The organism is Vibrio sp. 10N.222.55.C7 (genome assembly GCF_041473335.1).
GTDB classification, from domain to species: Bacteria; Pseudomonadota; Gammaproteobacteria; order Enterobacterales; family Vibrionaceae; genus Vibrio; species Vibrio crassostreae_C.
This window is the reverse complement of the sequence record NZ_JBFRSC010000006.1, coordinates 16,397-42,216: the sequence shown is the minus strand read 5'-3', so window position 1 is coordinate 42,216 and position 25,820 is coordinate 16,397. Positions and strand designations below refer to the sequence as shown.

Genomic DNA, 25,820 nt, shown 5'->3' with positions numbered 1-25,820 from the left:
AATTCAGCGTACCACTACAGATGGTGATCGTTTTCCTATCGGGACTATTCTAGCGGCACAAGATGAGAACGGTGAGATGCTTGATACCCAATTTAAGAAAGTTCACCCTGATTGGTTCGTAGCTTTAGAAGAGTATGTACATGTACCTAATCAAGAAGGAGCTTTGTAATGTCTATCGAAATTATCAACAGTACAGACCTTCAATCACTTGAGCCGCTGTTTACTCGTTACAACAATTTCCATCAATACATGGATGATTTAGAGATTATCTCGGAAGCTTGGGACGTGATGTATGACCTATCAATGGAGATAACGTCAGAGCTAGATGGAGATCGCATACTTGAAATTGAAGATGAGTTCTATGTGGCTAAATCTGATTGGGAATGCCACTGCCACGTCTTACAAAACGAAGACGAAGCCATTCAACAAGCTGTTATAAATCGTCTAGAGCAGGCTATAGAAGCCTTGCTAGGAGAGTAAGTGATTATAATGAGAGAGGTTTTAGAGTACTTGAAAGCTCAAGAAGAGGTTTGGCGTAACTATGCTCGTGGAGAGGTCGAAGGTTATGCGAAGAGTGAAGGTTGGACTATACCCTCAGTTCATTTACAAAAAGCTAGTAATTGGTTGGCTATGGCTGAGGCTTCTAAGTTGCATATAAAATTTATTGAAGACAATTTTATTAAGGGTGATGAATGATAGATTATGAGATTTGCCTTACCAACTCTCTAGATTTCATAGAGTTTGAATATACCTTACAAGATGGTACGACAGAAGACGCCGTTGTAGCTATATGGGATGAATTTCAAGTTGTCTTGAAGTTCACAGACGCTACCCCCAATGGAGCTATAGGGCAGGCTCTTGAATTATGGCTTGAGTTAAATCCCAGACCTTACATTGTAGATGAACTAGCGATTCAATAAGGTTTTATTAAACAAGGTGCAAGGACGCACCTTACCTTACAAGGAGGTATCTATGAAGACTAGTAAACCTATCGTCAGTCATGACGAACTAAAAGAACTATTAACCTATGACCCAGAAACAGGTGAAATTAGAAACAAGGTAAAAAGAGGTGGCAGGGCTATGCGTGATGCCTTAGCTGGCTGTATTAAGAAACAAGGTAATAGCCTTAGGCGAATCATTAAACTCAATGGTGTTGATTACAGCGCCTCTCAGATAGCTATTTATTACATGACAGGTGAATTACCTGATAAATCAGAGTATGTAATTTGGAACAAGAACCGAGACACATTAGATAATAGATACAATAATTTATCTGTAATCCCATTCAGTATTAGATCTCGCAGAAATAACTCTAGAACAGGTATATCTAATCATCGTGGTGTCTACTGGTCATCTCGTGACAATAAATGGATAGCACGTATAAAAGTAGATGGTAAATCTAAGCAGTTAGGTTTATTTTCTGACATAGAAAAGGCTAAGAAGGTCAGATTAGAGGGTGAGCTTCAGCATTGGTACAAATAAATATTAAAACGGTGTCACACTTTTACTGTTTCTTGGGTATATATAATAAAGAACAAGACAAAACAGCATTTCAAGGTTATTAACGTTCCCTTTTCTACTTGTTTATCCTGTTCTTTAATTTAACTTTATCCCCACGTTTGTGGAACAATTTTAATAAACGAGGGTTTGTACATGGAAGAATACCCAATAAAAGGAACAAGGCTAGTCGTAGATGGTTATGGAAATCTATATGACTTAAGCTCTAGGAGCATAATTACAAGTGAATATGTCTCCATTAATAACAAGACCCATAGAACAACTCCACTTATCGTTAATACATATCTTGAATATGGAAGGCATGATCTAATCAAGCAGATAGATAAACCTGTTTACTTAATTACTAGCCCTACAGGTGCTCAAGAGTACAGCGTTAATCTCAGTGAATTTAGTCGTGAACATGGATTAAGTGTAGAGAATCTTTATAAATCAGCCCAGAAGGGCTACACCACAAGAGATAACTGGAAGGTTAAGGTCTTGAACTAATTAACAGAATCCAATAAGCAAAGCTGGTCTTTGCACTAACGCCCAAAGGAGGGCTTATGAAAGAACTAGACAAAGACAAAGTAGCCCGTCTTAAAGAGGCTGCATTTTATGGCATGAACAAGACCGCTATGGCTCGTTATGCTGGTATCTGTAGAACTACATTAAACAACTGGCTCAAAGAGAATGAAGAGTTTAAAGATTTAATCTTAGAGAGTCGTGGTGATGGTGATTTGCAAGTAGCTAAGGCTATACATGAAGAGGCTACAACAGGTCGTAATTCCTCACTTCTTGTCCATCTCAGTACTAAACGACTGAAGAACAGTGAGTTTAATAATGATTGGGATGATGCTCTCAACGCTACAGAAGAGAATGGCAAGGTAACAATTTTGAAGTCAGAACCTGACTCTGAGCTACTAGCCAAGTTTGCGGCACTGACTTCAAAGCAAGGGTAGCAACTTTCCACGGAGGACAATATGAAGAACAATAATTGCCCTCTGTTTGGGCGTGACGTTTTCTACTCAAAACCTAAGCCTAAGAGAAAGGAACGAAAACCTAAGCCAGTTAAGACGAAGTATGTCTATCTTCCAATGAAGCAAGGACAGGTAAAGGTGGCTCTGGTTGGTGTGGAACTTTTAGAAGGAGAAGAGTGGGCTATTATCCCTCAAGCTCCTGATTACATCGTATCTAACTATGGTCGTGTTTATAACATGAAAGTTATGAGACTTATTAAGCATTACATTAGAGCTGGTAGGTCTACACATTACGTTAGACTTCGATCTACTGAGGGTAAACGTCTTACTTTATCTATCCATAAACTTACTTATGAATTGTTTGGCTCTAGTTACATAGCCCATCTAGATGATGATGAGAGATCTATTGATGTAAACATTGGCTATGGAGCTCCCTATATCTCAGACGAAGCACCTTATTAATGCCTGATTACTTACTGTCGTGAGACAGAGAGGAGACAACATGGAAACAAGCACAGCGAAGACTACGTCTTCTGTAACAAAACTAACCTTCTCTGAACGAGAGGAGCTAATTAAGCTAATACAACAGCTTGAGTACAATCAAAAATACAACAAGTTAGCTGGATTCATCCCTTACGACTGGCAGTCTGATTTCATGGCTGCATCTAAACTCTTTAAACAACGTTACCTAAGAGCTGGTAATCGATGTGGTAAGTCACTTACTGAAGCTTATGAGTTTGCTCAACACATTACTGGTCAGTATCAAGATTGGTATGAAGGGGAACGTATCCCTAAGAGTGGTGAGACCTTCTGGTGTATTGGTGTAGATCTAGATTCAACATCTGATGTAATGCAGAAAGAATTATTTGGTACTAAAGATATTCGATTTTTAGATGAGATAGGCACAGGTTCTATTCCTCGTGATTCTATTGATTTTGACTCAATGACTAAAGATGGAAGACGATTAGTACAGTGCCGTATTAAGCACAAAGATGGTGGTTATAACCTCATTCGCTTCTATGGTGCAGCTCAAGGGCAAGACAAGCTCATGGGGCAATCAGTCAAGTATGTATGGATTGATGAAGAAAGCCCTCATAACTCCCAAGAGATTTACTCTCAATGTGTTACCCGTACTTTAGAAACGAAAGGCTTTGTAGTGTTGACTGCAACGCCAGAGCAAGGGCGCACACCTCTCAATATTCAATTTGAAGAGAATAAAAGTAATAACCTCTATTTACAGCAAGTCTCATGGGATGATTGTCCTCATATTGATGATGATATGCGTAAAGAGATGCTTGCTGGTATCCCAGAGTCACAACATCAAATGCGTATGTTAGGTCTACCAGTAATTGGTAAAGGTGCTGTCTTTGACTTCACCGATTCAGCTATTTCTAGTGATAAGCCGATGATCGATAACTGGGATGATGTCCTATTTAGTCTTGATATTGGTGATGTTAATGACCCTACAGTCCTATCTCTGATTGTTGATAAGTCTGCATCCATTAATGATGAAGATGATTTACCTCAATATTACATCTATGACCAGTGGGTATTAGGTGATGAAGATGGTGTTAATAAGAGAAGTCCTGAGTTTGTAGCTGAGATAATCAAATCTCATACCTACTGCAATGCTCCTGTCATTGTCCCTCACGATGCAAAGGGTAAGAGTGAAAAAGCTTATCAAAAGCTATTACGCAACTATGGTGTTAAATCACCAACTAAAGAAGCTCATAACCCTTCAATTACTAATGGTGGCGGGTGGTCTAAAGACGGAATTAAAGTGCATGAGAAGTCTATAGAGGCTGGTCTCTGGTTTATGGAAGATCACTTTAAGAGAGGCAAGCTCAAGGTCGTTAAAACCTGTACAGAATGGTTCAAAGAAAAGAATGGTTACTTTAGAACAGGTAAGAAACCACCTAATGCTTTCTCTGGTGAAGATCATGCTATTGACTCATCTCGTTATGGATTTATCTCTGCTCTAGGTGGCAGAGGACAACGTGCAGGAGACTGTCAGAAACAAGGTGATACCTACGAAGAGGTGGAGTATTACGATTACTAACTCAAAGCCGTGAGGTGAGGAGAAAACATGAATAATTACAATGAGAACATGGTTAAGAAGTTCTCAAAAGAGGGGTTAGAACAACTCTCATTACAAGCTCGTTATTACTACGATGAAGCAGATGATGGTAAGCAAGAGAAGGGTAAGGTTTACCGAGATGCTTATTACTCGTACAAAGCTCTAATTCCTAATAAACGTGACAAAGAAGGTAAGCTTCTTGATGGTCAAGAGCTGTTACCAGTAGAAGGTGTTATCCGTAAAGCTACTAACCAAGTACTAGCTACAGTGAAGAACACGTTACTAAGTGATCAAGTACATAGCTTTATCTATCGCAGTAAGAAATTACATATCCGTGAAGAAGTAGCTAAAGCTATTACCGCTCGTGTTAATGACGTTCTTTTACGTGAGAATGATGGTGACAAGATTTTCACTCAAGCATTCAAAGAGGCAATCATCACTGGTGATAGCTTTGTTAAGTACTTCATTGAAGAAGACGAGACGGTACGAAAAGGTACGATTGCTGAGCCTCTACCCGTGGCACTAGCAGAGTTAATTACTGAAGATGGTAAGACTTACTCACTAGAGCAAGCACTGTCTAAGTTTCCAGATACATTAGAGCATGGTGAAATTAACCTAGAGTTCTCTACTCGTAAGGTTGATTTAGATACAGAGATTGTTATCCCTATTGAGGCTCGTGATGTTGTTGAAGCTATGGCTGAACAGCGTGACATCTCTGTCGAGTTCAATGATGAAAGTACTACTATCTCCCTTGATGTTGTATTTGTTTCTGGTGAGATTGAGCTAGTTAAGATTGAAGAGAATGTAGTGATTGAGTTCATTCCATTCCAAGACATCTATGTAGATCGTTATCTACAAGATACAGACATCACTAAAGCTGATTATGTGTGCCATCGTATCCCTATGGCTCGTCATGAAGCTCATGAGTGTTATGAAGGTGCTGAAGAAGAAGCCCTAGAGTTACTACAGAATATTGATACTAACGTTGATTACCCATACTCAAACTTCAAGATGAACACTCAGAACGCTATGACTGATGGGTATGAACAGACTCGTAGTGCTGCTGATGACATGCTTAACAATGTCTTTGTGTATGAGCATTACTTTAAGTTCAAGTGTCCAGAGACAGGTAAGTATGAGCTATTCCAAGTATGTACAGCTACACATGATGGTAGAGGTGTACTGAGTGTAAATAAGATTAAGTGCATTCCATTTGTCCATTACTCAGCATTTCCTATGAACACTTCATTCTGGTCTGAGTCTATCCATGACTATCTATACGATGAGCAAAAACGACAGACTTACTTACAGCGTGCAATTGTTACTAACGCCGAACGTGCTTCAAAGAATGGTTATATTGCTAGCAAGTCACTTGATTCAAAAGCGAAACGAGCATTACAAGTATCAGCCGAGAAAGCTGGTGTAATCGTTCAAACAGACAATCCGTCTGACATCGTACCTATGCAGTATCATCCATTACCTCAAGCTATCACTGTAGCTCTTGATAATTCTAAGCAATCAGTTCAAGAAGAGTGGTCAAGCTCAGTAGGTCAAGACCTTATTGATCGTGGTTCAAATATGTCTGCGACTGGTGCTGCACTAGCTGTCGGTCAGTATGAAATGAAAGATAAAGCAATCTGTAAGAACCTCTCAGTAGGTCATGTACAACTTGCTATGGGTATCCTCTCTCTACTTGCTGAAGACCAACAAACTATTGAAGTTAAGATGAATTGGTCTGAGTCAGATAAAGCTATTGCTCAACAGAATGGAGAAGAGCTACCAGAGATAATTAATTTCTCTTTAGAAGATTTTGATATCAAGGGTGATTTCATCCCTGATGTGAATACACCAAATGACCTAGCTCAACAAGCACAGACCTTAGTACAAGGTATTCAATTCACAGCTCAATACGCTCCTAATCTATTAACCCCTCATGGTGTTTATAACGCTGTAGACAAGCTCAATGAGGCTGCATGTATCTATAATACTGATGCTTATATCACTGAACCAGAGACTGCTCCTTTAGCTACTAATGAAGAAATTCAAGAGATGATGAATCAGCTAGACGAGCGAGCAACAGCAATGACTCAAGCTACTCATGATTTAACTGTTGCTGATACCCATAAGAAGGGTGCTGAAGCTTCCAAGTTAATCCTAGAGAACCGTCAATATCAGATTGATAAGAAGAATGAAGAAGAGTGGGAGAAAGCTCGTCTAGCTATGGAATCTAAAGAGTTACGAGCTGATTTGATTACCCAAGGTATTGAGACTGCTTTAGAAGTTATCACGACCAAATTTAATATGGACAGAGCTGTAGTAGAAGCTGAATTAACAGCAGAACTGGGGCAGAACGTCAAGCTTGGGAGTTACGCCCAATGATAGAGTTTACTAAGTTGGGAGATTATGAGGGCTATTCAATTAGCCCTTGTGGAAAACTCCGAAATGACAAGACAGGGCAAATCCGTAAAAACAGCTTAAATAGCAGTGGTTACATTCAGCACATGGAAGTAGAAGGCAAGCACCCTCTGTTACATCGACTATTAGCCCAGACTTTCATTCCAAACCCAGAAGACAAGCCTTACATCAACCACCGAAACGGAATCAAAGATGATAACCGTCTGGAGAATTTAGAGTGGTGTACCCCTTCAGAGAATACTCTGCACGCATTAGAAATTGGACTTCAGAAACCAAATCAAGGTGGAGAACATGGATGCGCCAAGTTAACAGATGAAGATGTATTAGCTATCCATTCAGACCCTCGAAAGAGTGGTGTGATTTGCAAGGAGTACGGTATTACTAGAACAACGCTTTACCACATACGACATAAGAAGACGTGGAAGCACTTATGGAACCAAGGAGTGTAATCATGGACAACATTAAACATAAGATGATTCAAATCTCTGATGACTTCTCGTTAGTAGCTGAACATCTAAAAGAACAACTATCTAAGAGTGCTCTGCAAGGAGATGTAGAGCATTTCAACAAGAATAAAATTAAATATGACTACCTAACTGAGCTATCAAACATCATGGCTAATTTGAAGGTAGAAGCTCAAGAAGGATACGAACATGACCAATAACGGTGGCGTAGCAAACGCTGTAGAAACAGAACCAACAATGGATTTCTCACAATTTGATTTCACTAATGAAGTGGATGTACAAGATGAGCCTGAAGTTCAAGAAGATGGTTTGACACTAGATGAAGGTTTCTCTTTTGACGAGATTGATGATGAGAGCATGGGTGATGAAGCCACTGATCCTTCTTTCAACCACAACAAAGAAGAGATTGACCAAGAAGAACTCTTTGATGAAGAAGAAGTTAATGAATTTGAAGCTGAACAAGAGGCAGGGATTCTAGACACAGTAGCTAAGGTTGCTGATAACTGGAACCACATCCCAGAAGATACAATCGTATTTGATGGTATGACAAAGGCAGAAGTCCAAGAAGCAATGTCATCTAAACAAGATAACTCACTTTATAATCAAGAGTTTAATAACTTTAAAGCTCATGTTGATGAGGGTTACAACCGTATCAATGAGATTCTATTTGAAAGCATGAGTGAAGCTGAATCTAAGATGCAGGAGATTAAAACAGCTAAATCTAACCTATCTCCTCATGACCCTGCATATCATCAAAAGCTAGGTCTATTACAAGAATCTGAAGCTAAGGTTAAGCAGTTACAACAACGTAACCGAGGTAATGCAGCTAAGGCAGCTCAAGAGCTAACAGCCCTAAAGGAACACTCTAAGAAACAAGAAATGATTAACTTCGCTCAATCGGCTAAGCGTGAATACGGTGCTCAGTGGGTACAAGAAGTAGATAAGATTTCTGAAGGTTTACCTCAATCTGTCCTTACTACATTGAAAGATAATCCATCGGTAGAGATGTTTAATCTAATTCGTGATGCTAAAGCTCATCGAGCTAAGAAAGTAGCAAATCAGGAAGCAGTTAAGAGTGCTGGTAAGAAGATGAAAACTAGCGCTAAGAGCGTTCGTTCTAATAAGAAAGGCACAGCTCCAACATCAGTTAACAAAGCAAAATTAGAAAAGAAACTACAGAATGGTGGGGTATCAAGTGCTGATGTCTTCGCTGCTCTGGAAGACTAATTTCTCTAGTTTGGACGACTAGTAAAAGGTTTAAAGGAATAGAGGTTTAAAGGAATAAACCAAAAGGGCTAGTAGGACGCTATTAGCCCTTTCTTCTTATATAAGGAAAATAATAATGAATATGACTAAGTGGCAACAGGTTGGTATGGAAGCCAACAAGCCTCAACTTAAATTTGGTATTGGTGGTGGTTCATCATCATCTAGTGGTAGTTCCTCTGGTTCTGGCTCTAGCTCTGGTCAATCTTGGATTTTAGATATCTTAGGTGAAGATCTCGCTGGTGCGATGGGTGGTATGTGGGATGGTCTTCAAGACTTACCTGAGTTCAACACCCCTGATTATGATAGAGCTATGGGTGGCGTAGAGACTATTGGTGCTCACTATTTGGATATGCTCACTGCTGATAGTTCTGAACAAATGGCTAATGTCTTAGCAGCACAAGGACAACAAGCACAAGCTAACCTAGATGCATCACTAGCTGGTGTTAGTGAGAGTGCTAACATGGCTGGTAGTGCTGGTGGCTCTAGACAAGGTATTGCTGAAGGTACTGCTGTTGCACAAGCTAACCAAGACCTCAACGCTCTACAATCACAAACAGCAGCAGCATTCACCCAAGCTGATCGACAAGCCAAGATGCAAGGTGCTCAAGGTTTAGGTTCGACTATCCAAGCTGGTCTCAATCTTCAAAGTGCTCAAGGTCAATCTGACTTCCTTACACAATTACCTCCTGAGGTATTCCAATTGCTCATCGCTCAAGGTGTTGCTGGTGGTATGACTGGTTGGGGTGGTTCTTCTGAATCTGATTGGGTTTCGTCTGGTTCTAGTGATACTTCTGGTCGTGGTTGGTCTCTGTCTGATGAACGAGCTAAAGAGGACATTGTAAAAGTAGATACTCTATCTAACGGTCTATCCCTCTACACCTTTAAATACACTGAAGAAGCTCAAGAAAAGTTATCTGTACCTTCTACTTACCAAGTTGGTGTAATGGCTCAAGAAGTTCTAGAAGTACTCCCTGAAGCTGTCACAGAGCATGAGAGTGGGTTCTATGTTGTTGATTACAAGTTGATTGCTAAAGATGTGTTACGAGCTGCTTTTGAAGCTAAGGCTGGTATCTAATGTGGGGTGCTATCGCTGCTGCTGGTAAACAGATTATCGGCAAAGAAAAAGAAGAGTGGGCTCAACAAGCAGCTCAAGCTGGAAGTATGGCTCAAGGAATGATGGGTAAATCAGAGGGCATGATGCAACAGCAAATGTCTATGGATTACTCACAAATCCCTAGTTACAAAGATTTCACTAACTTCAAATAGGAGGACTTATGGCTACTGATTTTATTAATAACTCAAACCTAGGCATGGGTTTAACTACTGATGAAGAACAAACAGCAGTTAATAAAGCTGCTCGTGACTCTTTCACTGAAAACTCTGTTCAAGGTGGTGCTACAGGTACACCTTCTACGAGTACTTCTGTTGATACATCTTCTACCTTTTGGGGAGATGTACTAGAGATGGGTACAGGGATGATGGGTGGTTCTGGTGCTAGTGTACCTAGTGCTGGTAGTGCTCCATCTGGCAGTGCTCCTCAAGCTTTCCGAGCTTCTAATGGAAACATTGCTCAGATTCTTAAAATGTTCTCACCGTATAAATAAGGAGGGTGAAGATGAACGAAAACAATCAATTAGCCTTTAACCCTTCACAGGTTGATGAGCTAATCCAACAACAAATCCAATACTATGATGATTACGTCAAAGTAAAGGATAGTGATGAGATAGGTGAAGTACCTAATCATCTATTCACGAAATCACCAGAAGAACTATTAGCACTAGCACAAGCTAGTGATGATCCAGTTTCTTTCCTTGAAGAGATTCAAATCCCTCAGACTTTACAAGCTTCTTCAGTTGATAACTTAGAAGACCAAGCAACACTTGATGGAATCTTATCTCAGCTATCTCAGAACCCTGATTTTGATGGGAATCTGACTGCTGTTCATGGAATGGTTGGTGAACTAATTGGACAGGTACAAGCAGGTCTTATTGACCCTGATAATGCTCAAGAGCAACTTGTCTTTAATATCCTTGAGCTGTTTGATACTGAGGAGGGCATGTAATGGATGAAGAAAACAATGTAGGTCTTATTGATTCTAATGTCCGTCCTTTCTGGGATATGGAAGGAGTTTCTGTAGAAACAATCAATCCTACCAACAATAACTATGATTCTCGTTCAGCGATTATGAATGACAATCTACAGGCACGAGATGAGCGTGAATCACAAGCTAAAGCTGATTACTACGCTGCTAAGAAAGCTACAGAAGTACAAAACACTATGTTTGGTGGTACTCAGTTAGCTAATACACCTAATCACAATACTGATAGTGGTGTACGTACATCTACTGCAAAATCACTAGCTACCTTTGGTGTAAGCCTTCTTACTGCTGGTTTAGCCGGTGTCCCTGTTGGTGTAGCCGCTGCTGCTGGTCTTAACCAAGCTGCTAAACAATATGGTCGTGATATGAACCGTTCTTACCGTCTTAATCAGGCATTGAACGGAGATTTAGACCAATACACTGACATCTCTAAAGAGGGCTACATTCTCAACGGCAATCTTGATTCTCTAATCTTCCAAGAAGAAGAGAACTCTCAGATTCGTAAGTTTGGTGAACGCCCAGCTAAAGAGCAGTTTATTGGTAGTGCTGAAGTCTTTGAACAAGTTACAGGGTTACAAGCTACAGAGGCTAATGGCTTCCAAGGTGCTGGTATGTACGACCAAGATTGGAATGGTTTTAGTAATCGTTACGATGCTTGGAAAGCTAAATCTGATCCACGTATTGCAGAGACAGCATTAACTAATGCCCGTAATCGTAATAGTGGTTCTAATGCTAAAGCCTTTGCTGGTGGTGCTACTCAGTTTGAAGATAACAATGGATTACGTACAACTTTGTATCGTATGGATGATGGTACTTTCCGTAATGCTTCTAACCAACCTGTAGACCCTGTACAGATGGGACTAAAGGAAGTAGACCAAGACAGTCTTGATATTGCTAAGAAGATTATGGGTGATACTACAGCTACTCCTAAGCAACGTGATTGGGCTGCTGGTGTACTTCAGCAAGAAGACCTCAAAGCTAATGAACGTGGTCTAATGACCCCTGCTGCTTATGATACTTACGTTGAAGATGTATATCAGACTCAAGTTGATATTGGTGGTCTTGATGCTTCCTTGGAAGTTCTTAAAACACTTTCAGAAAGTGATGCTTCTCGTATTGGACAAGGAACTATTAATACTCTTAATCGCTATCTAGAACCTGTCGGTTTGTCATTAGGCGAGAAAGAACTACGACAGTTCTATCAAGCTTCTGAAGCTGACCGTCTTGAACTTGTAGCTGGTTTAGTACGTGCTTTTGCTCCTGTATCAGATACAGCAATGGACTTAGTACAAGATAGCTTACGTGGTAAGACATTTGAGCAGACATATCAATCAGTTGAAGCTACTCGTCGTCGTCTTGCTCGTCAGTACAATGGTCTTATTGAACGAGGTAATGCAATGAATGTTGGTGGTAATGTTTCAGAACTACAGCCAATTAATACAGTACCTACTTTCGATGAATCAGAAGTAGAAGACACTGTAGGTACTGATACTGTCATCCGTTGGGATACTTTAAACTAGGGAGGAACACAATATGAATGTACAACTCCCTAATGGAGTCATCATTGAAGGAGTCCCTGAAGGGGCTTCTCGTGATGAGATTAAAGATAAAGCGATTCGTAATGGTTTAGCTACTGCTCAAGACTTCCCTGACTATCAAGCTCCTGCTACTGGTCGATGGGCTAATTTAGCTAGTGACCCTGTTGGTAATAATCAAGATTGGGGTGGAGCTCCTGAAGTTGGTTCTATGGAAGCCGCTGTAGGTGAAGGTGTAGCCCAAGGTCTTACATTTGGATTTGCTGATGAAGCCTTGGCTGGTGTGCGTAGTGCGTTTGGTGATGAAACTTATGTAGAAGCTCGTGATGATTTGCGTAATAACATGGCTATTACCCGTGAAGAGAGCCCTTGGGCTTTTGCTAGTGGTGAGTTTTTAGGTGGTGCGTCTGCTGCTGCAAGGTTGCCTTATGCAGTCTGGAAAGGTGGAGCTTCTACGATGTCCAATCTAGCTAAACTAGCTGGTGAAGGTGCTACTTATGGTGGGCTCTATGGAGTCGGAACATCTGAAGGTGAGACCCTTGATGATATTGCTAGTGACGCAACTAAAAGTGCTGCTATCGGTGGTGTTGTTAGTCCAATGTTTGGTAGTGCAATGAAGGGATTAAGTAATGTCTTCACTCCTGATACTAGGACTGTTAATGCGAATAGAGCATTTGGCATAGAATCTACACTATCAGAACGTTATCCATCAGTGGGTAAAGTCCAAGACTTCTTAGATACCACCTCTGGTGGTGCTATGGCTGCTAAACGCCGTTCAGACCAATATGTAGAAGATGCTACTCAGGCTCTAAAGAACTTAGATGATGGATTTGGTGATGCTCATTCAATCGGAACTATTCTTACTTCTGCTAAGAATGACTGGCAGGAAGCTAACCAAATTATATTTAATCAATCTTTCAGTGAGATTCGTAACAGTGTAGATATGAATGGCAAAGTTACTCCTGCTAATACGCTGGGGTTCTTGTCTTCTGAGCGTGCTGCTTATGGAGGTGCTGATGATATTGCTAATATTGTTGAGATTCCATCTATTAAGCGTCTTCGTAAGGCTCTAGAAGGTGGTGAGGATGTATCACTAGATACGTTATGGAAACTACGTCAAGAGTTAGGTGATTCAATCACTACAGGTAAGTTTGGTGTTGATGACATTTCACAAGCTAAGGCTAAGCAACTTTACGCTAAGGTTAGTGAAGATCTCTACAGTGGTGTATTCCGTCATTCTGATGATTTGACTGCTGCTAGGTTTGTTGAACTGAATGAAGAGTACAAGGATTTCCAAAATACCCTTGATGCGATTCGTCCTATCTTCGCTAAATCGAATCGTGAACAACACAGCCCTGAAAAGGTAACTGCTGAACTAGTTAAGCGTTTCCGAGATGAGCCAAGTACGCTTGAGCCATTACGACAGATTACTAGTGAGTTTGGTGGTTCTGAGATGGATGGTGCTGCTGGTGGTATCCTTTATCAGACATCATTGAATCGTGGAGAAGTAGACCCTGCTAAAGCTCTAGAGCGTTACAATATATCTCGTAGTAAAGGTAGGAATACTGATACTGATGAAATCTATGATGATGCTTTTACTATTGGTGGAGCACTACGTAATGAGAGCCCTTCAAGAGTTCTTTCTGATGTGAACATCAATGATTACGAGACAGCAATTCAACTGGCACGTAGAGCTGAGGAGGCAGTTAAAAGGGGTAGGTCAACAGACCCAGCTCAGTTAGTTACTTCTGGTGCGATTCCTGCTTTAGCTGGCTTTGCTGGTGGAGGTGCTGTTGGTGCTGCTGCTACAACAGGTCTATATAATTTAGCGACTTATTACACTCGTAGAGGTCTTTCTAGTGAGCGTGTAGCAGCTAGATTAGAACCATTAATTACAGGATTGAAGGACGGTACTGTTAGTCCTGAAGCCTTACGTATCTTTAATGCAATGATGGCTTCTGATAGTGGTTTATTGAGTGAAATGTAATTAATGAGCTAGCCCTTGAGTCGATCACTGTTTGTATGGTTTATGAGCTATTGGTCTGATTTTAAGGGCTTTTTATATACTTAAATCAAAGGAATTGTGATTAATATTATAGATGGATGATATTGGTTATGCGATAATTTGCACAATTGATAAAACTCTATCGGAATAGTTTATGCCAGCAGCAACAGCGACAGCTCCTAGTGCACCAAGTCGACAAGAAACCCTATTGCTAGGGTTAGAAAATAGCGGAGAGCAATCTTATGCTCGTATCGTAGGAGCTAACTATGGCTTCCGTATTTCTAACCGTTGGGAGAGAACTGTTCGCAATGTTGCGGATGATATTGCTTCAACGAACGCTAAGTATCAGAATTGCACAGTAGATAATTTAGAACGGTTAGTAGATCGAGTAATCATATCAGCGAATCATCATTACTCTGTTTATGAGGTTTCTTCTGCTGATGCTGTAAATATTAGGCAAGCTCTATCGACGCTGGTTAATCAGCAACAGTCTAATATCTACGCTCAGACTTATCCTGCACTAGTAGACTTTGAGTCATACACTGGCTCCCAAGCTGGTCACTATTTGTGTAAAGTTGTAGATATGGGAGATGGCTTTGCTTGTATTTTTGCTTCTGTAGTTAAAGAGGCTGTATCAGGGTATAGAGCATTAGCTAATATGATGATTACGACCCAATTCTTACATACGGTATTTGTTCCAAATGACGAGGATAGAGTTGAAGTACGTATCTCTGACAATGCCCCAGCAAGGCACCATGAAAACCATACAACAGCAATCAAACTTGCGTTTAAAGACTTGCTTGTACAGCAAAATGTTACTTGTAACTACACGCAAGTTAACTTTTTTGATTGCATTAGTTCATACTTTGGTGATGCTACAGTTGGAAGAATCGCACATGCAGTTTTGACTACTGGTCAAGACAGTAAAGATGCCGAGCTAAAGAGCTTACGCGATAAAGATTATTGTGCGAGAACCCAACAGGTTACAGACACACAAAATAACTTTACCTACGTTTGTAGAGCTATCTTGATTAGAAAGCCTTACAGTTCAGGTATTACTAACGAAGTTGATATTAGTTTTTTCCCTCATAAGAACACTTGGGAAGCTGACTCTTGTTGGTCTGTTCAAATCAAGAAACCTCAAACAAGTATGGATTTAAACTCACTGATTACTGACGCAATAGCGAGAAGCTAAGATGAGTATTGAAGGTAGGATTGAAGAATATTCTGCTAGATTGGACTGTATAGCGGAACGGTTAAGAGAGGAGGATTCCTCTAATGTCGAGCTATACAGAACCTTTTTAAGTTTTGTTTCTGAAAATCCAGAGCATACGTACTACCCAATAACTAAGTTGTTTACAGCTGCAAAGTGTAAGACTGTTAATGAAGCTCTAGACGTAGCAAATTACTTTTCATTAGGTCTTAAACCACTTTTGGTAGTTACATTCTGCTACTTCGATTTTGATGGTACTGATATTACTATTGATAGAGAGTGTTTCATCGAAAGCTTAGCTGCTGGAACTATACCGGTATCAGATGATACAGGACGTCCAATTGAGCATTTTGACCCATCAAGACTTGGGTTCTATTGCAACTTGGTTAGTGAGTGATAAAGTGGATATGACTCCCCAACAATTGTTCGCGTTACTGCAAAGTACTGAAGAAGGTCGAGCACAACTTCAACAGTTTGGGCGCTCTTTAGATACCGATGACTACGATGAATTTTTAGGCGTTCTCTATAAAAAGCTTGATGATATTTTCGCTAAGCTAGAATGTTCAAGAGACAAACACTTTTCTCATGACGAAGACGCAATTACAGGCGTAATAGCAGGAAGGCTTGAAGAAGCTGGTTATCGTGCTTCTGAACAAACTAAACAGAACGGTGCTGTAGATTTAACAGTACAACTTGGCGACCATAAATGGATTGCTGAAGCTAAAATAGCTTACTCAAATAGTAAGATTTTAGAGGGACTGATACAGCTGTTAACGCGATACGCCACCAGAGATACGAACGGCGGTCTGTTGGTTTACATGAAAAAACCAAACAGTAAAAAGGTTGTTGTTGATTGGGATAAGTTTCTTAATAGTAAAAAGAAGTTAGCTTCTTATATTTCTAAAAAGAACCCCGAAGTTAGAGATGACCTAGGAAAAGCTCTTGGTGACATTACCACTAATCGACTGAGTAACACCTCATTGGATTCAATGCATACTCTTGTTAGTGGTACACCGATAACTGTTAGGCATTTCTGTGCAGATCTTTACTTCAATCCTGGTGATACTAGCGGTAACTCAGGTAAGAAGCAGAGATTAGATAACGCTATGAATAATCTTACTAACTTGTACTTCGAGCACTTAGAATCTGATGACGAGTTTGATAGTGAGAAATGTTTAGAATATCTAGAACGATTGTTTAGAGATGTTGACCCAGATGATTCTGAACCTGAAGAATAAGTAACGTATATTAGCCCCAGTAAGTTAAATCCTACTGGGGCTTTTTCTTTTGTAGCTACAACTCATCTAGTGATAAATTTAAGCTATCAATTATCGGCTTCAATGTGCTGACACTGTAATCCTTCCCGTACCTGCCGTAAGTCATTGTCTCGTTCGAATGCCCGAGTATGTAAGACGCTGGTGAATACTCAATCCCCATCTGTTTAAATTCATTAGCTACAGTGTGCCTAAATGAATGGAATGTTTTCTTATTCCTTTCTTCCTTATTCAGTGCCTTGTCTCTTTGGATACTGAACCATTTAGACGGATACTTACCATAACCATCTGATGGAAGATACTTGAGGGTAGGGAAGACTAAACCATTGGATAGCCCTTGAACGTACTCAATGAATCCAAGCTCAATTAATTTGTGATGTAAAGGGATCACTCTCCATGAAGACTTACTCTTGAGCTTCTGGTCTGGTTTATCTGCATTAATATCTAGACACCAGATACCATCAACTTTCTTCACATTGTCAGTGTATAGCTGACATAGTTCATTGATACGAGCACCAGTGTACAAACCTAGATAAGGCAGCCAGTAATGCCAAGCGTCCTTACTAGACCTATTGATTGCTTCCACCCTGAAGATTTTAGCTAGGTCATTACGGGTGAATGCTTTACGTTCTTCACTGGCTTTTACGTCTTTCTTAACGTTGAGCTTTGTAAATGAATTCTTCTTAGCTTTCTCATTAAGCACCAACCAATCGAAGAAACCAGATATAACTTTGAATGTATCATTTACGGTGTGTACACCTATGGGAGTGTCACCCATAGCAATGATCTGTTTAATCGATTTATCTTTGTATTTGGGATTGTTATTTATATTAGGTGGGAGTTGTACCAAGGTGCTTTTGAATGATAAGGCATCATCTCTAGTGTAAGAGTTAATATCTTTATCTTTCAGTATGTTAAGAAGAAGCTTGAGTCTTGCTGTATAGCGACCTAGTGTCTTCTCAGCCACGTTATCAAGCTTTTTGGTAGATAGGTATAGGTCAATACAATCAGACAGCTTAGAAGTCCCTGAAGGGACTGTAGGAGCTTTATCTTCTTGTTTTATAAGAGGTTTAGTAAAGGGGAGTAATGATACAGATTCTAATTCTTTATTAATAAGATTTAGGTCTAATTGGTAAAACTCTTTGTCATAACTAGCAGAGTGCTGTCTAGCAAGAACTGTTGCGTGTCTGAGGCTTCGGGTTTTAAGGGAGAATTTAATAGATTGCAGACCACCATAGTGATTGATTAGGTGGGTAGGGATGCGTCTTTGGTAGTAATAAACGTCATTGCGCTTGGTAAGATGTCTCATAGAAATGTAGCTCACTATTGTAGTGCATTTCAATAAAGTGATTAATAATCAATGGGTTATGTGGAGTGTCACATGGCTCCAGAGGTTCCTCCAACGACAGTCCTCACTTTTCTGGATTTCTCCAGCATAAAGCACCTGAAAGATTTACTTCTTCGGCGGGTCAATCTAACTAAATGTTAATGTTTAGTTAAAAACCACTCTCCTGCAGTCTTCATCGGAACAATTACCTAAATAATTAGGTAATCTGTAGGCGTATCCTAGATCATATAAAATGTGATGTCAGCTACAAAATATCTGTTTGCACAAATGTTGTTCAACTAAATGATCAAACAACGACTCTCTGACGTAACTTGCTTATTTAAATGGTATAAAATAGAGAAACAAGGAGGAGTTATGACTCGACTAATAGCGATTGTTTTTTTATTGGCTTTGGCATTTGTACTATTTCGTTACCGGACAAACGAAAAACTGCAAAAATGGGTAGTGATAGTTATCGTTAGCAGTTTCCTCTTGTATACTGCCAGCTTGATGATTTCGGAGTTAACTCGTTAAGCCTGCCTGTAAACAGGTGGGATGAATGTGTTAGTAAAGCTTAAGTGCTTCTGGCTTGAGCGATAGGTTTAACTGAGCCTTCACAATCAGTATTGGCATTCGTGTCAGTGACCGCGTAACGTTAAATAAATTTTTGGGAGTACCCGCTAGTGAACCAGCAATCTGGACAAAGCGAACAAGATGAAGTGGTTGTTATAGAAGAACGCGATAAGCGCAGTCAGCTCTATATCGGCATTGCTGCGGTTATAGGTTTAGCACTGGGTGGCTTAATTGGTTCTACAGTTACGGCTTCTAAGTGGGAGTCCACTTACCAGGTACTCGAAACTCGTTATCAAGAACTGCATGACAGCAGAGCACAGTTGATGACATCCGTTGAAACTAAAGTGGCAAAAGTTGATACCGAAATCGATGCGAAAGTAGAAGCCGCTCTAGTGAAACAAACGGAAGAGCATCAAAAAGAGCTCCAGGAATTAGCGAAGCAGTCTTCGGTTTTAGAGAAGGCGAACTACTCGTTAGAGCAACAGCTAAATGAACAGAAGCAAACGTTAGAGCAAACTCAGCAAGACAACCAGAAACTTAATCGTCAGGCTGACATGCAATCGACTTTGTTTGAGCGTGCGCGTGAAGTTTTCCGAAAAGAATTACAGATTTCTCAAGAACTTGAAAAACTTGAGAAAGAAAGAGATCAACTCGAGCAGAATCTTGGTTCTCTTAAGAAAGCGTGTGATGTTTACTTAGATGGCACATCATGGGATGCGAAATCTGACGCGTGTGAGAAGCAAGATAACGCTAACTCTCGACTGAGTGATATAAGACAAATGATTGAAGTCCACACCATGGACCTCAAACAGATCAAAACTCTCACTGAAGAGATGGGTCTATAAGCCGAAGGCTTTACCAACCTAACGTTAGTTTTGCACTAAATATTGAAACGCCCACATCACACACGTGATGTGGGCGTTTTGCGTTTGTCGAGAGCATAGATCCGGTGCTTTCTCATTATTGATTATTTGCGTGTTTTCATTGTTTGCTTAGATTTTTGTGAATAGTTACGTATATCCACAATGATATGTTACTTGTTGTCTATTAAATGACTTTGCATACATATTTTCAGCTCAGAGTCGCTGCATAATAGTGTTGTTCAGGATGAACACGCAGTCGATTGCTAGCTCGCATTTGGCTGCTTTGACGAAAAGGGATGGAGTGATGCCAGAGTATCTTTGTGAGAACTGCACCATAGCTTATTGTTTCGATGATTGTCGCTCGCCATTAGCGCAAAAAGAGATGATCAAAGTAGAAGAGTTGGTTCGTCGTGTCGATGTTGAACACGATGATGAACAGAGTGAAAAGGGTGAAAAGAGTGAGCAGGGCATTGAAGGTAGTTATTCGCCTAATCGTTCAGACATAAAAAATCCCCACAAGCCAAGCTGGTAGGGATTTTGGATAAGTTGCAGTCCTGTTCTCGCTTTCTCAAGCAAAGGGTCTTACAAAAATTTTTAGAACAGTTTCGTTTTTAGAGCTGTGTCGTTTCTTAGAATGCAGTTAGCTACTAGAGTAGAGCAAAACCTCATTCCACTAAACGTTATTTCTCATACGTTTTGATTTCGCCTGATTTCACACGAGCAACAAACGATTGCAGTTCTTTCTTCACAACTGGCATCAAGAAGTACAGACCAAGAATGTTGAAGATAGACATCGCAAAGATAGCCGCATCAGAGAAGTCGATTACCGCACCAAATTGAATCGTGGCACCAATAACAACAAACACACAGAACATCACTTTGAAAATCAGCTCCGTTGTTTTGCCTTCACCAAATAGGTAAGTCCAAGCTTTAAGACCGTAGTACGACCAAGAGATCATGGTAGAAAACGCAAACATGATTACTGCGAGAGCGAGTGTGTATTTGAATACTTCTGCCGTTTCAGTAAACGATGCAGCAGTCAGCGTTACACCCGTTAAACCAGAGCCATCGAATGGACCTACGTTTAAACCAGCGATAGTGATAACCAATGCGGTCATTGTACAAATGATTACCGTATCAACGAACGGTTCTAATAGTGATACTAGACCTTCGGTGATTGGTTCTTTTGTTTTAACCGCTGAGTGAGCGATAGCTGCTGAACCTACACCTGCTTCGTTCGAGAATGTTGCACGTTTCAAGCCTTGAATTAGCGCACCAATAAATCCACCAACAACACCTTCACCAGTAAATGCACCTGTAAAGATTGCGCTGAACGCAGGGCCAACTTGATCAAGGTTAGAACCGATAACAATCAGAGCCATACCGATATACAGAGCAGCCATCCAAGGAACAACTTTTTCTGTTACCGATGCGATAGAAGGCATACCACCAACAATCACAGAGAAAACTAAAGAGGCAAGTACAAGGCCAGTTATCACACCGTATTCACTTGGTACATCAAATGCGTAAGTTAACATGGCGTGTGCTTGGTTAGCTTGGAACATGTTACCGCCGCCTAATGCGCCTAAAATACACATTAATGCGAAACCAATAGCGAGCACTTTACCTAGTCCGCCTAAACCTCTTTCACCCAGACCTTGGCTTAGGTAGTACATTGGACCACCCGAAACAACACCTGAAGGTAGGATAGTTCGGTATTTCACACCTAAGGTACACTCACAGAACTTAGAAGCCATACCCAGAAGGCCACACAAGATCATCCAGAATGTCGCGCCAGGGCCACCAATCGCAAGTGCAGCACCTACACCGGCAATGTTACCAAGCCCGACAGTACCAGAAAGCGCCGTTGTTAACGCTTGAAAGTGAGAAACCTCGCCGTCCTCTTTAGAGTTAGGATCGGTATACTTACCTTTGATAATGTCTATCGCCATGCCGACACGTTTAAATTGAACAAAGCCAAAATAAACAGTGAAGATGATCGCAGCGAGCAACAGCCAGCCAACAATCACTGGGAAGTTAGCTTCACCAATCGGTACACTTTTAAATATCAGCCCAACGAACCAACCTGTGTATTCGTTGAAAAAACCATCAACACTTTGACTTAAGTTGCTGATAGCTTGGTTAAATGATCCTTCTTCTGCAAATGCACTGGAACTAAACAATAATATAAACCCAAAAAATAATTCACGTATGTTTTTCATGGTTTTCCCTGTCTTTTTAATAAATTATGTTTGTTGCTGTTGTGTTTGTTTTCTATTTGATTTGTATATCTCAGTGGTTTATCTACTTCATTCGACGGCAACATAAACGGCTGTAGCTAGGTCGAAAAACGAAATAAATATAAGTACTGATCTTGCTTTGTATGGATATCCTTTTGGTATGTGCACCAATAAGACTATGGTATTCGGGCTACCAAGTCCTACTGATAATCCTATACATAAAAATAATGCCAACAAAGAAATTTTTACAATAAATTTACAGTTGTTCGGGTTTTGTCATCATTTGGGAATAAGTCGATGCTTTTTATGCTGAGAAAAGCATATGCAGTAGCTGCTATAGAGTCGGGTGAAGGAGAATTCAGAGTGATGGGCTGGAGGGACATAGAGGGCGCGTAGGGGATTTCGAGTATTCGATATGTTTTCGAGGTGTATAAACATTCTAAGGCTGAAAGTGTATTCGGATCTTAGGATATTAAAAAAGCCCTTTATAAGAGCTTTTTTGATGAGCGGAAAGCATGACTACTTTCCGATAGCACATAAAACTAAACGGCTCGATCACTATTGCTATTGCCAACCGTGCTTTTGCTGGATTTGTGGTAGAGCTTAAGTGCCAATAACGAACCCCACAACAAAACTTGTCCCCAGAGTAATGTCCATTGAGATGCCACCTCTTGCCAAGATGCACCCATCTGATCAAGTGCTAAGAAACCTTGGATAGCCGGTGTGCTTGGGAACAGCTGTGATAATAGAACTAACCATTCGGGCATCATTTCAACTGGCCAGATAAAACCTGAAGAGAAGATCAGTGGCATTGAACTGATTAACACTACAACCGCGACTAGCTCTCTTCGTGGCACTAACTCACCAATAAAAATCCCGATCAAACAACTGGCCAGTAAGAAGGGCAGAAGTAAGGTTAAGATCTGTGTTGTTGAGGCGAGCTGGTTTATCCCATACATCGAAAAGCTAGCGCCGAAATAGTACATCGACAACAGGTAATAAATGCCGACTAAGGTACAACAGCGGGCAAGCATCAGTTTCGCTGGAGAGGTCTTACTCCAGTAGCCAAATGTCGATTGAGCGTTTTGGGTTGCACCCACTAAACCAGAAGCCATGGCTAAGGTTTGTTGCAGGATCAACACAAAGACGGCTGGAACTACGTAATCGATGTATCCCATGCGACTATTAAACGTTGGTTTCAGGTTCAAGCTGAATGCACTGTAGCCTTTGGCTGCCGATTCTAAAGGCACACCTTCGACTAACAAATGGCTGACCTTAACTTGCGCAGCTAACGTACCACCGGCCTTGGCAAGCCCTTCAACAATGGTTCCGTAGACCAAAAAGTAAGAAGCATCACCAGCGTAAGAAAGTGTCGGGCTCTTACCGAGCAACAAGTCTTTATAGAAATCTTCTGGAATGACAAGGAATCCGCCAATCTCTTGGTTAAGCACGGCTTGTTTCGCATCGGCGATGGTGGAGTCTCGACGGACCAATTCGATCTGAGAGGTGGCATCCACCATACGCTCTAATTGATAGCTGCTTTGACTATTATCCAAGTTCACAACCGAAGCTTTCAGTTGTTGAGGAACTTGGTTCGCGTAAGGCAATGGATACAAGAAGGAATAGAAGACCACACCACCAAATACCGTAAGAAGCACGACAGGGTTGCGCAATACCGCTAAGAGTTCTTGCTTGAGCAGTTGAGTAAAGCTCATCGTTTTACTCCTTGTTGTGCTGATGCTTCTGGCTGTGTTGACGGCGTTGTTTTTGCAGATATAGCTGCTTTTGTAGATGGATCTGCTTGTGCAGTTAGAGTTGATTGCGCCAAGTGTTTCTTAATTAGCAACATTACCACGAAAGCAGGAACTGCATACCACAACATAGAAGAGAGGCTGATCAAAGACTGTGCTGCGCTCACACCATAACTAGACTGCGCCGTTTGTACTTCGATGTAATGACTCACGGGCAATAAGCTTCTCCAAATTTGAGCAGCTGTATTCATGTCTGTTACTGGAAAGGTAATACCCATGAACGCAAAGCTTGGTGCCGTAAATGCGCCAGCGAAACTCATCGCCCTTGCTGGATCAAGTGTTAAGAAGAAAAACAAACAACCCATAATGATACAACTGATCACGGTTAGCAGTTGGGCAATAGTCAATGCCACAAAGCTGCCGTTAAATGGCCAGTCTAAGAGCACATAGAACCAAAAACTAAACGCGATACCAAACATCAAAAACAAGACAAGGTAGGGCGTTAATGTTGATGCGAGTGACTTCATAGGGGCGTTGGATAACCAAGCGTGAAGCCCACGAGCTCTAACGTTCGCCGTCAAAACCAATATCGTGCCCACCACAATCATGATCTGCCACAGTGCAGGAATAACCGCAGACACCAAGAACTGTGCATAACTGGTGTTCTTGTTGAACAGCGGCGTGATCTGGCTTTGTACCGTTACTGCTTGGCCTAATGCGGATTGCACCGTGGTATCACCGTGTGACAGCTGTTTCACGACTTCAAGTTGCGCGTTAAAAGTCCCTTGAGCCTGCAGCAAGGCAGAGTTCACCAGCTTACCGATTAAGATAAATTGGCTGTTATAGAATACAGACACTTGCGGATTCAAGCCGAGCAGAAGGTCTCGGTCGAAGTGCCTTGGTATCACAACATAACCATAGATATCACGTTCGATCATCGCTTTCGCCGCATCACTCGCAGAGCTGTATTTCTGAGTGACTTGCAGCGTTGGTGACGCATCAACAAGGCGTGTGAACTGTTGCGAGATTTGACTGTGCTCAAGGTCGACAACTGCGACCGGTAAGTCACGAGCGATCCCTTGTGAAAAAATCAGCCAGATACTGGCAGCAAGCAGCAAAGGAATCCAAGTTAGGCAAGACAACAACCATTTGTCTTTGCGGACAATCACCCACTGCCGAAGCAAGGTATTCTTCGCTCTATGATGCTCAGTTGATTGCGAGCCTCTAGATTGCGATCCAGTATATTGAGAGTTAGCAGACATAAGTCACCTAAAGCTCAACCACTAGGCTCATGCCCATACGCAGTGTTTCGCTCGTATCGACAGGGTGTGCTTCTACTTCAAAAGTACGTAAATCGAAGCCTTGTGCTGCGTCTGTTGAGCGCCAAGTTGCGAAATCACCCATTACGGCGATGTGAGTTACTTGGAAAGTTAATGATTTATCCAGAGCCGGTAGGTACGCCTCAAACTGGCTGCCTTTCTCGAAATGCTTAAGCATGTCTTCACGAACATTGAGCACAGCCCAAGCATCCTTGGTGTCGATAACAGTCACAACAGGGAAGCCTTGTGGTGCAAGTTCTCCACTGCTCAATAGAACCTGAGAGACTTCGCCATTAAACCAGCTGTGGATCTGTGTGTCTTTTGCGTAAGCTTCAACTTCCGCTACCGCACCCGCTGCCATTAACGCTTTTTGAGCGGCAGCCACTTTGGTTTCGTCACGCGCACCTTCTTGCGCTAATTGATACATTTGGAATGCAGCGCTTTCGGTGTACTTCGCCGCTTGCCACTGTGTTTTGGCTTCATCACGCTTCTGCTCGGCAACCACACCATCGTTGTAAAGGTTGTTTACACGTTGGTAGGTTTTGTCCATCAGATCGGCAGCTGCTTTGGCTTTCAACCATTGGTCTTTAGCCGCTTGGATCTGTTGAGTACGCGCGCCATTCTCTGCTTCTTGTGCTAATGCACCAGCGGCTTTCTGACCAGCTTTTGCTTGCTCTAGCTTCGCATCAATCTCAGGGCTTAGTAGAGAGAAGATCAATTCGCCTTTTTCAACCGAATCGCCTTTGCGCACGAATATTTCATCAATTCTGCCAGGTACTTTCGATGAGATGCTGTATTGCTGCACATCGATTTGACCTTGAAGCTTAACCGGCTGAGGTTGATAAGCTTGATAGAAACTGTATCCGACCCAGCCAATAACGCCGATACAAACTAAAGATAGAAGAAGGGGCTTAATAGGTTTCATG

At 41.2% G+C, this 25,820-nt stretch carries 28 protein-coding genes and 1 riboswitch; of the genes, 23 read left to right on the top strand and 5 right to left on the bottom strand.

Going from position 1 to position 25,820, the window contains the following annotated elements:
• Nucleotides 1-168: 168 nt before the first annotated feature.
• The 21 genes from AB4482_RS01585 (at nucleotide 169) to AB4482_RS01485 (ending at nucleotide 16,785) form a co-directional block, all read left to right on the top strand.
• Entirely contained in the window at nucleotides 169-480 is a 312-nt protein-coding gene (locus AB4482_RS01585) for a hypothetical protein (protein WP_372180439.1), read from the top strand.
• Entirely contained in the window at nucleotides 481-696 is a 216-nt protein-coding gene (locus AB4482_RS01580) for a hypothetical protein (RefSeq protein WP_372180437.1), read from the top strand.
• On the top strand, nucleotides 693-920 hold the full coding sequence (locus AB4482_RS01575) for a hypothetical protein (RefSeq protein ID WP_372180435.1): 228 nt from the start codon (nucleotides 693-695) through the stop codon (nucleotides 918-920). Before AB4482_RS01580 ends, AB4482_RS01575 begins: the two co-directional genes overlap by 4 nt.
• A gap of 52 nt (nucleotides 921-972) precedes the next feature.
• Entirely contained in the window at nucleotides 973-1,482 is a 510-nt protein-coding gene (locus tag AB4482_RS01570) for a hypothetical protein (RefSeq protein ID WP_372180433.1), read from the top strand.
• Nucleotides 1,483-1,653: 171 nt separating this feature from the next.
• Nucleotides 1,654-2,004: a hypothetical protein gene (locus AB4482_RS01565; RefSeq protein WP_372180431.1), complete on the top strand. Its 351-nt coding sequence runs from the start codon at nucleotides 1,654-1,656 to the stop codon at nucleotides 2,002-2,004.
• Between the two features lie 56 nt (nucleotides 2,005-2,060).
• Nucleotides 2,061-2,456, top strand: coding sequence for a hypothetical protein (locus tag AB4482_RS01560; protein ID WP_372180430.1), 396 nt, complete (start codon nucleotides 2,061-2,063; stop codon nucleotides 2,454-2,456).
• Between the two features lie 21 nt (nucleotides 2,457-2,477).
• Complete coding sequence (locus AB4482_RS01555; protein ID WP_372180428.1) at nucleotides 2,478-2,936, top strand: hypothetical protein; 459 nt, start codon at nucleotides 2,478-2,480, stop codon at nucleotides 2,934-2,936.
• Between the two features lie 40 nt (nucleotides 2,937-2,976).
• Nucleotides 2,977-4,533 (top strand): terminase large subunit domain-containing protein, encoded by a 1,557-nt coding sequence (locus AB4482_RS01550; RefSeq protein ID WP_372180426.1) that lies wholly within the window; start codon nucleotides 2,977-2,979, stop codon nucleotides 4,531-4,533.
• A 27-nt stretch (nucleotides 4,534-4,560) separates the two neighbouring features.
• A complete protein-coding gene (locus AB4482_RS01545) occupies nucleotides 4,561-6,930 on the top strand; it encodes a hypothetical protein (RefSeq protein WP_372180425.1) in 2,370 nt (789 codons plus the stop codon).
• 14 nt (nucleotides 6,931-6,944) lie between these two features.
• The gene (locus AB4482_RS01540; RefSeq protein ID WP_372180424.1) at nucleotides 6,945-7,415 is read left to right on the top strand and encodes an HNH endonuclease; all 471 of its coding nucleotides are present in this window, start codon (nucleotides 6,945-6,947) and stop codon (nucleotides 7,413-7,415) included.
• Nucleotides 7,416-7,417: 2 nt separating this feature from the next.
• Nucleotides 7,418-7,630, top strand: coding sequence for a hypothetical protein (locus tag AB4482_RS01535; protein WP_372180422.1), 213 nt, complete (start codon nucleotides 7,418-7,420; stop codon nucleotides 7,628-7,630).
• On the top strand, nucleotides 7,620-8,657 hold the full coding sequence (locus AB4482_RS01530) for a hypothetical protein (RefSeq protein ID WP_372180420.1): 1,038 nt from the start codon (nucleotides 7,620-7,622) through the stop codon (nucleotides 8,655-8,657). Before AB4482_RS01535 ends, AB4482_RS01530 begins: the two co-directional genes overlap by 11 nt.
• A gap of 115 nt (nucleotides 8,658-8,772) precedes the next feature.
• Nucleotides 8,773-9,771, top strand: a complete 999-nt coding sequence (locus AB4482_RS01525; RefSeq protein WP_372180418.1) for a tail fiber domain-containing protein — start codon at nucleotides 8,773-8,775, stop codon at nucleotides 9,769-9,771.
• Nucleotides 9,771-9,962, top strand: a complete 192-nt coding sequence (locus tag AB4482_RS01520; RefSeq protein WP_372180417.1) for a hypothetical protein — start codon at nucleotides 9,771-9,773, stop codon at nucleotides 9,960-9,962. Before AB4482_RS01525 ends, AB4482_RS01520 begins: the two co-directional genes overlap by 1 nt.
• Before the next feature lie 8 nt (nucleotides 9,963-9,970).
• Nucleotides 9,971-10,300 carry a hypothetical protein gene (locus AB4482_RS01515; RefSeq protein ID WP_372180416.1) on the top strand — a complete coding sequence of 110 codons (330 nt, stop codon included), beginning with the start codon at nucleotides 9,971-9,973 and terminating at the stop codon, nucleotides 10,298-10,300.
• A gap of 11 nt (nucleotides 10,301-10,311) precedes the next feature.
• Complete coding sequence (locus AB4482_RS01510) at nucleotides 10,312-10,758, top strand: hypothetical protein (protein ID WP_372180415.1); 447 nt, start codon at nucleotides 10,312-10,314, stop codon at nucleotides 10,756-10,758.
• Nucleotides 10,758-12,314 carry a hypothetical protein gene (locus AB4482_RS01505; protein ID WP_372180414.1) on the top strand — a complete coding sequence of 519 codons (1,557 nt, stop codon included), beginning with the start codon at nucleotides 10,758-10,760 and terminating at the stop codon, nucleotides 12,312-12,314. The genes AB4482_RS01510 and AB4482_RS01505 overlap by 1 nt, the downstream gene beginning before the upstream one ends.
• Before the next feature lie 13 nt (nucleotides 12,315-12,327).
• Nucleotides 12,328-14,316 (top strand): hypothetical protein, encoded by a 1,989-nt coding sequence (locus AB4482_RS01500; protein WP_372180412.1) that lies wholly within the window; start codon nucleotides 12,328-12,330, stop codon nucleotides 14,314-14,316.
• A gap of 172 nt (nucleotides 14,317-14,488) precedes the next feature.
• Nucleotides 14,489-15,529, top strand: coding sequence for a hypothetical protein (locus tag AB4482_RS01495; protein WP_372180411.1), 1,041 nt, complete (start codon nucleotides 14,489-14,491; stop codon nucleotides 15,527-15,529).
• Between the two features lies 1 nt (nucleotide 15,530).
• Nucleotides 15,531-15,944, top strand: a complete 414-nt coding sequence (locus AB4482_RS01490) for a hypothetical protein (RefSeq protein ID WP_102290564.1) — start codon at nucleotides 15,531-15,533, stop codon at nucleotides 15,942-15,944.
• Nucleotides 15,889-16,785: a hypothetical protein gene (locus AB4482_RS01485; RefSeq protein ID WP_372180409.1), complete on the top strand. Its 897-nt coding sequence runs from the start codon at nucleotides 15,889-15,891 to the stop codon at nucleotides 16,783-16,785. The genes AB4482_RS01490 and AB4482_RS01485 overlap by 56 nt, the downstream gene beginning before the upstream one ends.
• 55 nt (nucleotides 16,786-16,840) lie before the next feature.
• On the opposite strand, the gene AB4482_RS01480 is transcribed toward AB4482_RS01485, so the two are convergent.
• A complete protein-coding gene (locus tag AB4482_RS01480; protein WP_372180408.1) occupies nucleotides 16,841-18,130 on the bottom strand; it encodes a DUF6538 domain-containing protein in 1,290 nt (429 codons plus the stop codon).
• An 87-nt stretch (nucleotides 18,131-18,217) separates the two neighbouring features.
• A riboswitch (glycine riboswitch) is annotated at nucleotides 18,218-18,345 on the bottom strand.
• A 486-nt stretch (nucleotides 18,346-18,831) separates the two neighbouring features.
• Between AB4482_RS01480 and AB4482_RS01475 the strand changes: the two genes are divergently transcribed.
• A complete protein-coding gene (locus AB4482_RS01475) occupies nucleotides 18,832-19,566 on the top strand; it encodes a chromosome segregation ATPase (protein ID WP_017059725.1) in 735 nt (244 codons plus the stop codon).
• 322 nt (nucleotides 19,567-19,888) lie between these two features.
• Nucleotides 19,889-20,116, top strand: coding sequence for a hypothetical protein (locus AB4482_RS01470; RefSeq protein WP_065584878.1), 228 nt, complete (start codon nucleotides 19,889-19,891; stop codon nucleotides 20,114-20,116).
• A 148-nt stretch (nucleotides 20,117-20,264) separates the two neighbouring features.
• Here AB4482_RS01470 and AB4482_RS01465 read toward each other — a convergent pair whose 3' ends face one another.
• The 4 genes from AB4482_RS01465 to AB4482_RS01450 all read right to left on the bottom strand — a co-directional run bounded on the left by AB4482_RS01465 (nucleotide 20,265) and on the right by AB4482_RS01450 (nucleotide 25,819).
• Entirely contained in the window at nucleotides 20,265-21,806 is a 1,542-nt protein-coding gene (locus tag AB4482_RS01465; RefSeq protein ID WP_017059723.1) for a sodium:alanine symporter family protein, read from the bottom strand.
• 560 nt (nucleotides 21,807-22,366) lie between these two features.
• The gene (locus AB4482_RS01460) at nucleotides 22,367-23,539 is read right to left on the bottom strand and encodes an ABC transporter permease (RefSeq protein WP_372180406.1); all 1,173 of its coding nucleotides are present in this window, start codon (nucleotides 23,537-23,539) and stop codon (nucleotides 22,367-22,369) included.
• Complete coding sequence (locus tag AB4482_RS01455; protein ID WP_017066268.1) at nucleotides 23,536-24,837, bottom strand: ABC transporter permease; 1,302 nt, start codon at nucleotides 24,835-24,837, stop codon at nucleotides 23,536-23,538. Before AB4482_RS01455 ends, AB4482_RS01460 begins: the two co-directional genes overlap by 4 nt.
• Nucleotides 24,838-24,844: 7 nt before the next feature.
• The gene (locus AB4482_RS01450; RefSeq protein ID WP_372180404.1) at nucleotides 24,845-25,819 is read right to left on the bottom strand and encodes an HlyD family secretion protein; all 975 of its coding nucleotides are present in this window, start codon (nucleotides 25,817-25,819) and stop codon (nucleotides 24,845-24,847) included.
• Between the last annotated feature and the right edge of the window lies 1 nt (nucleotide 25,820).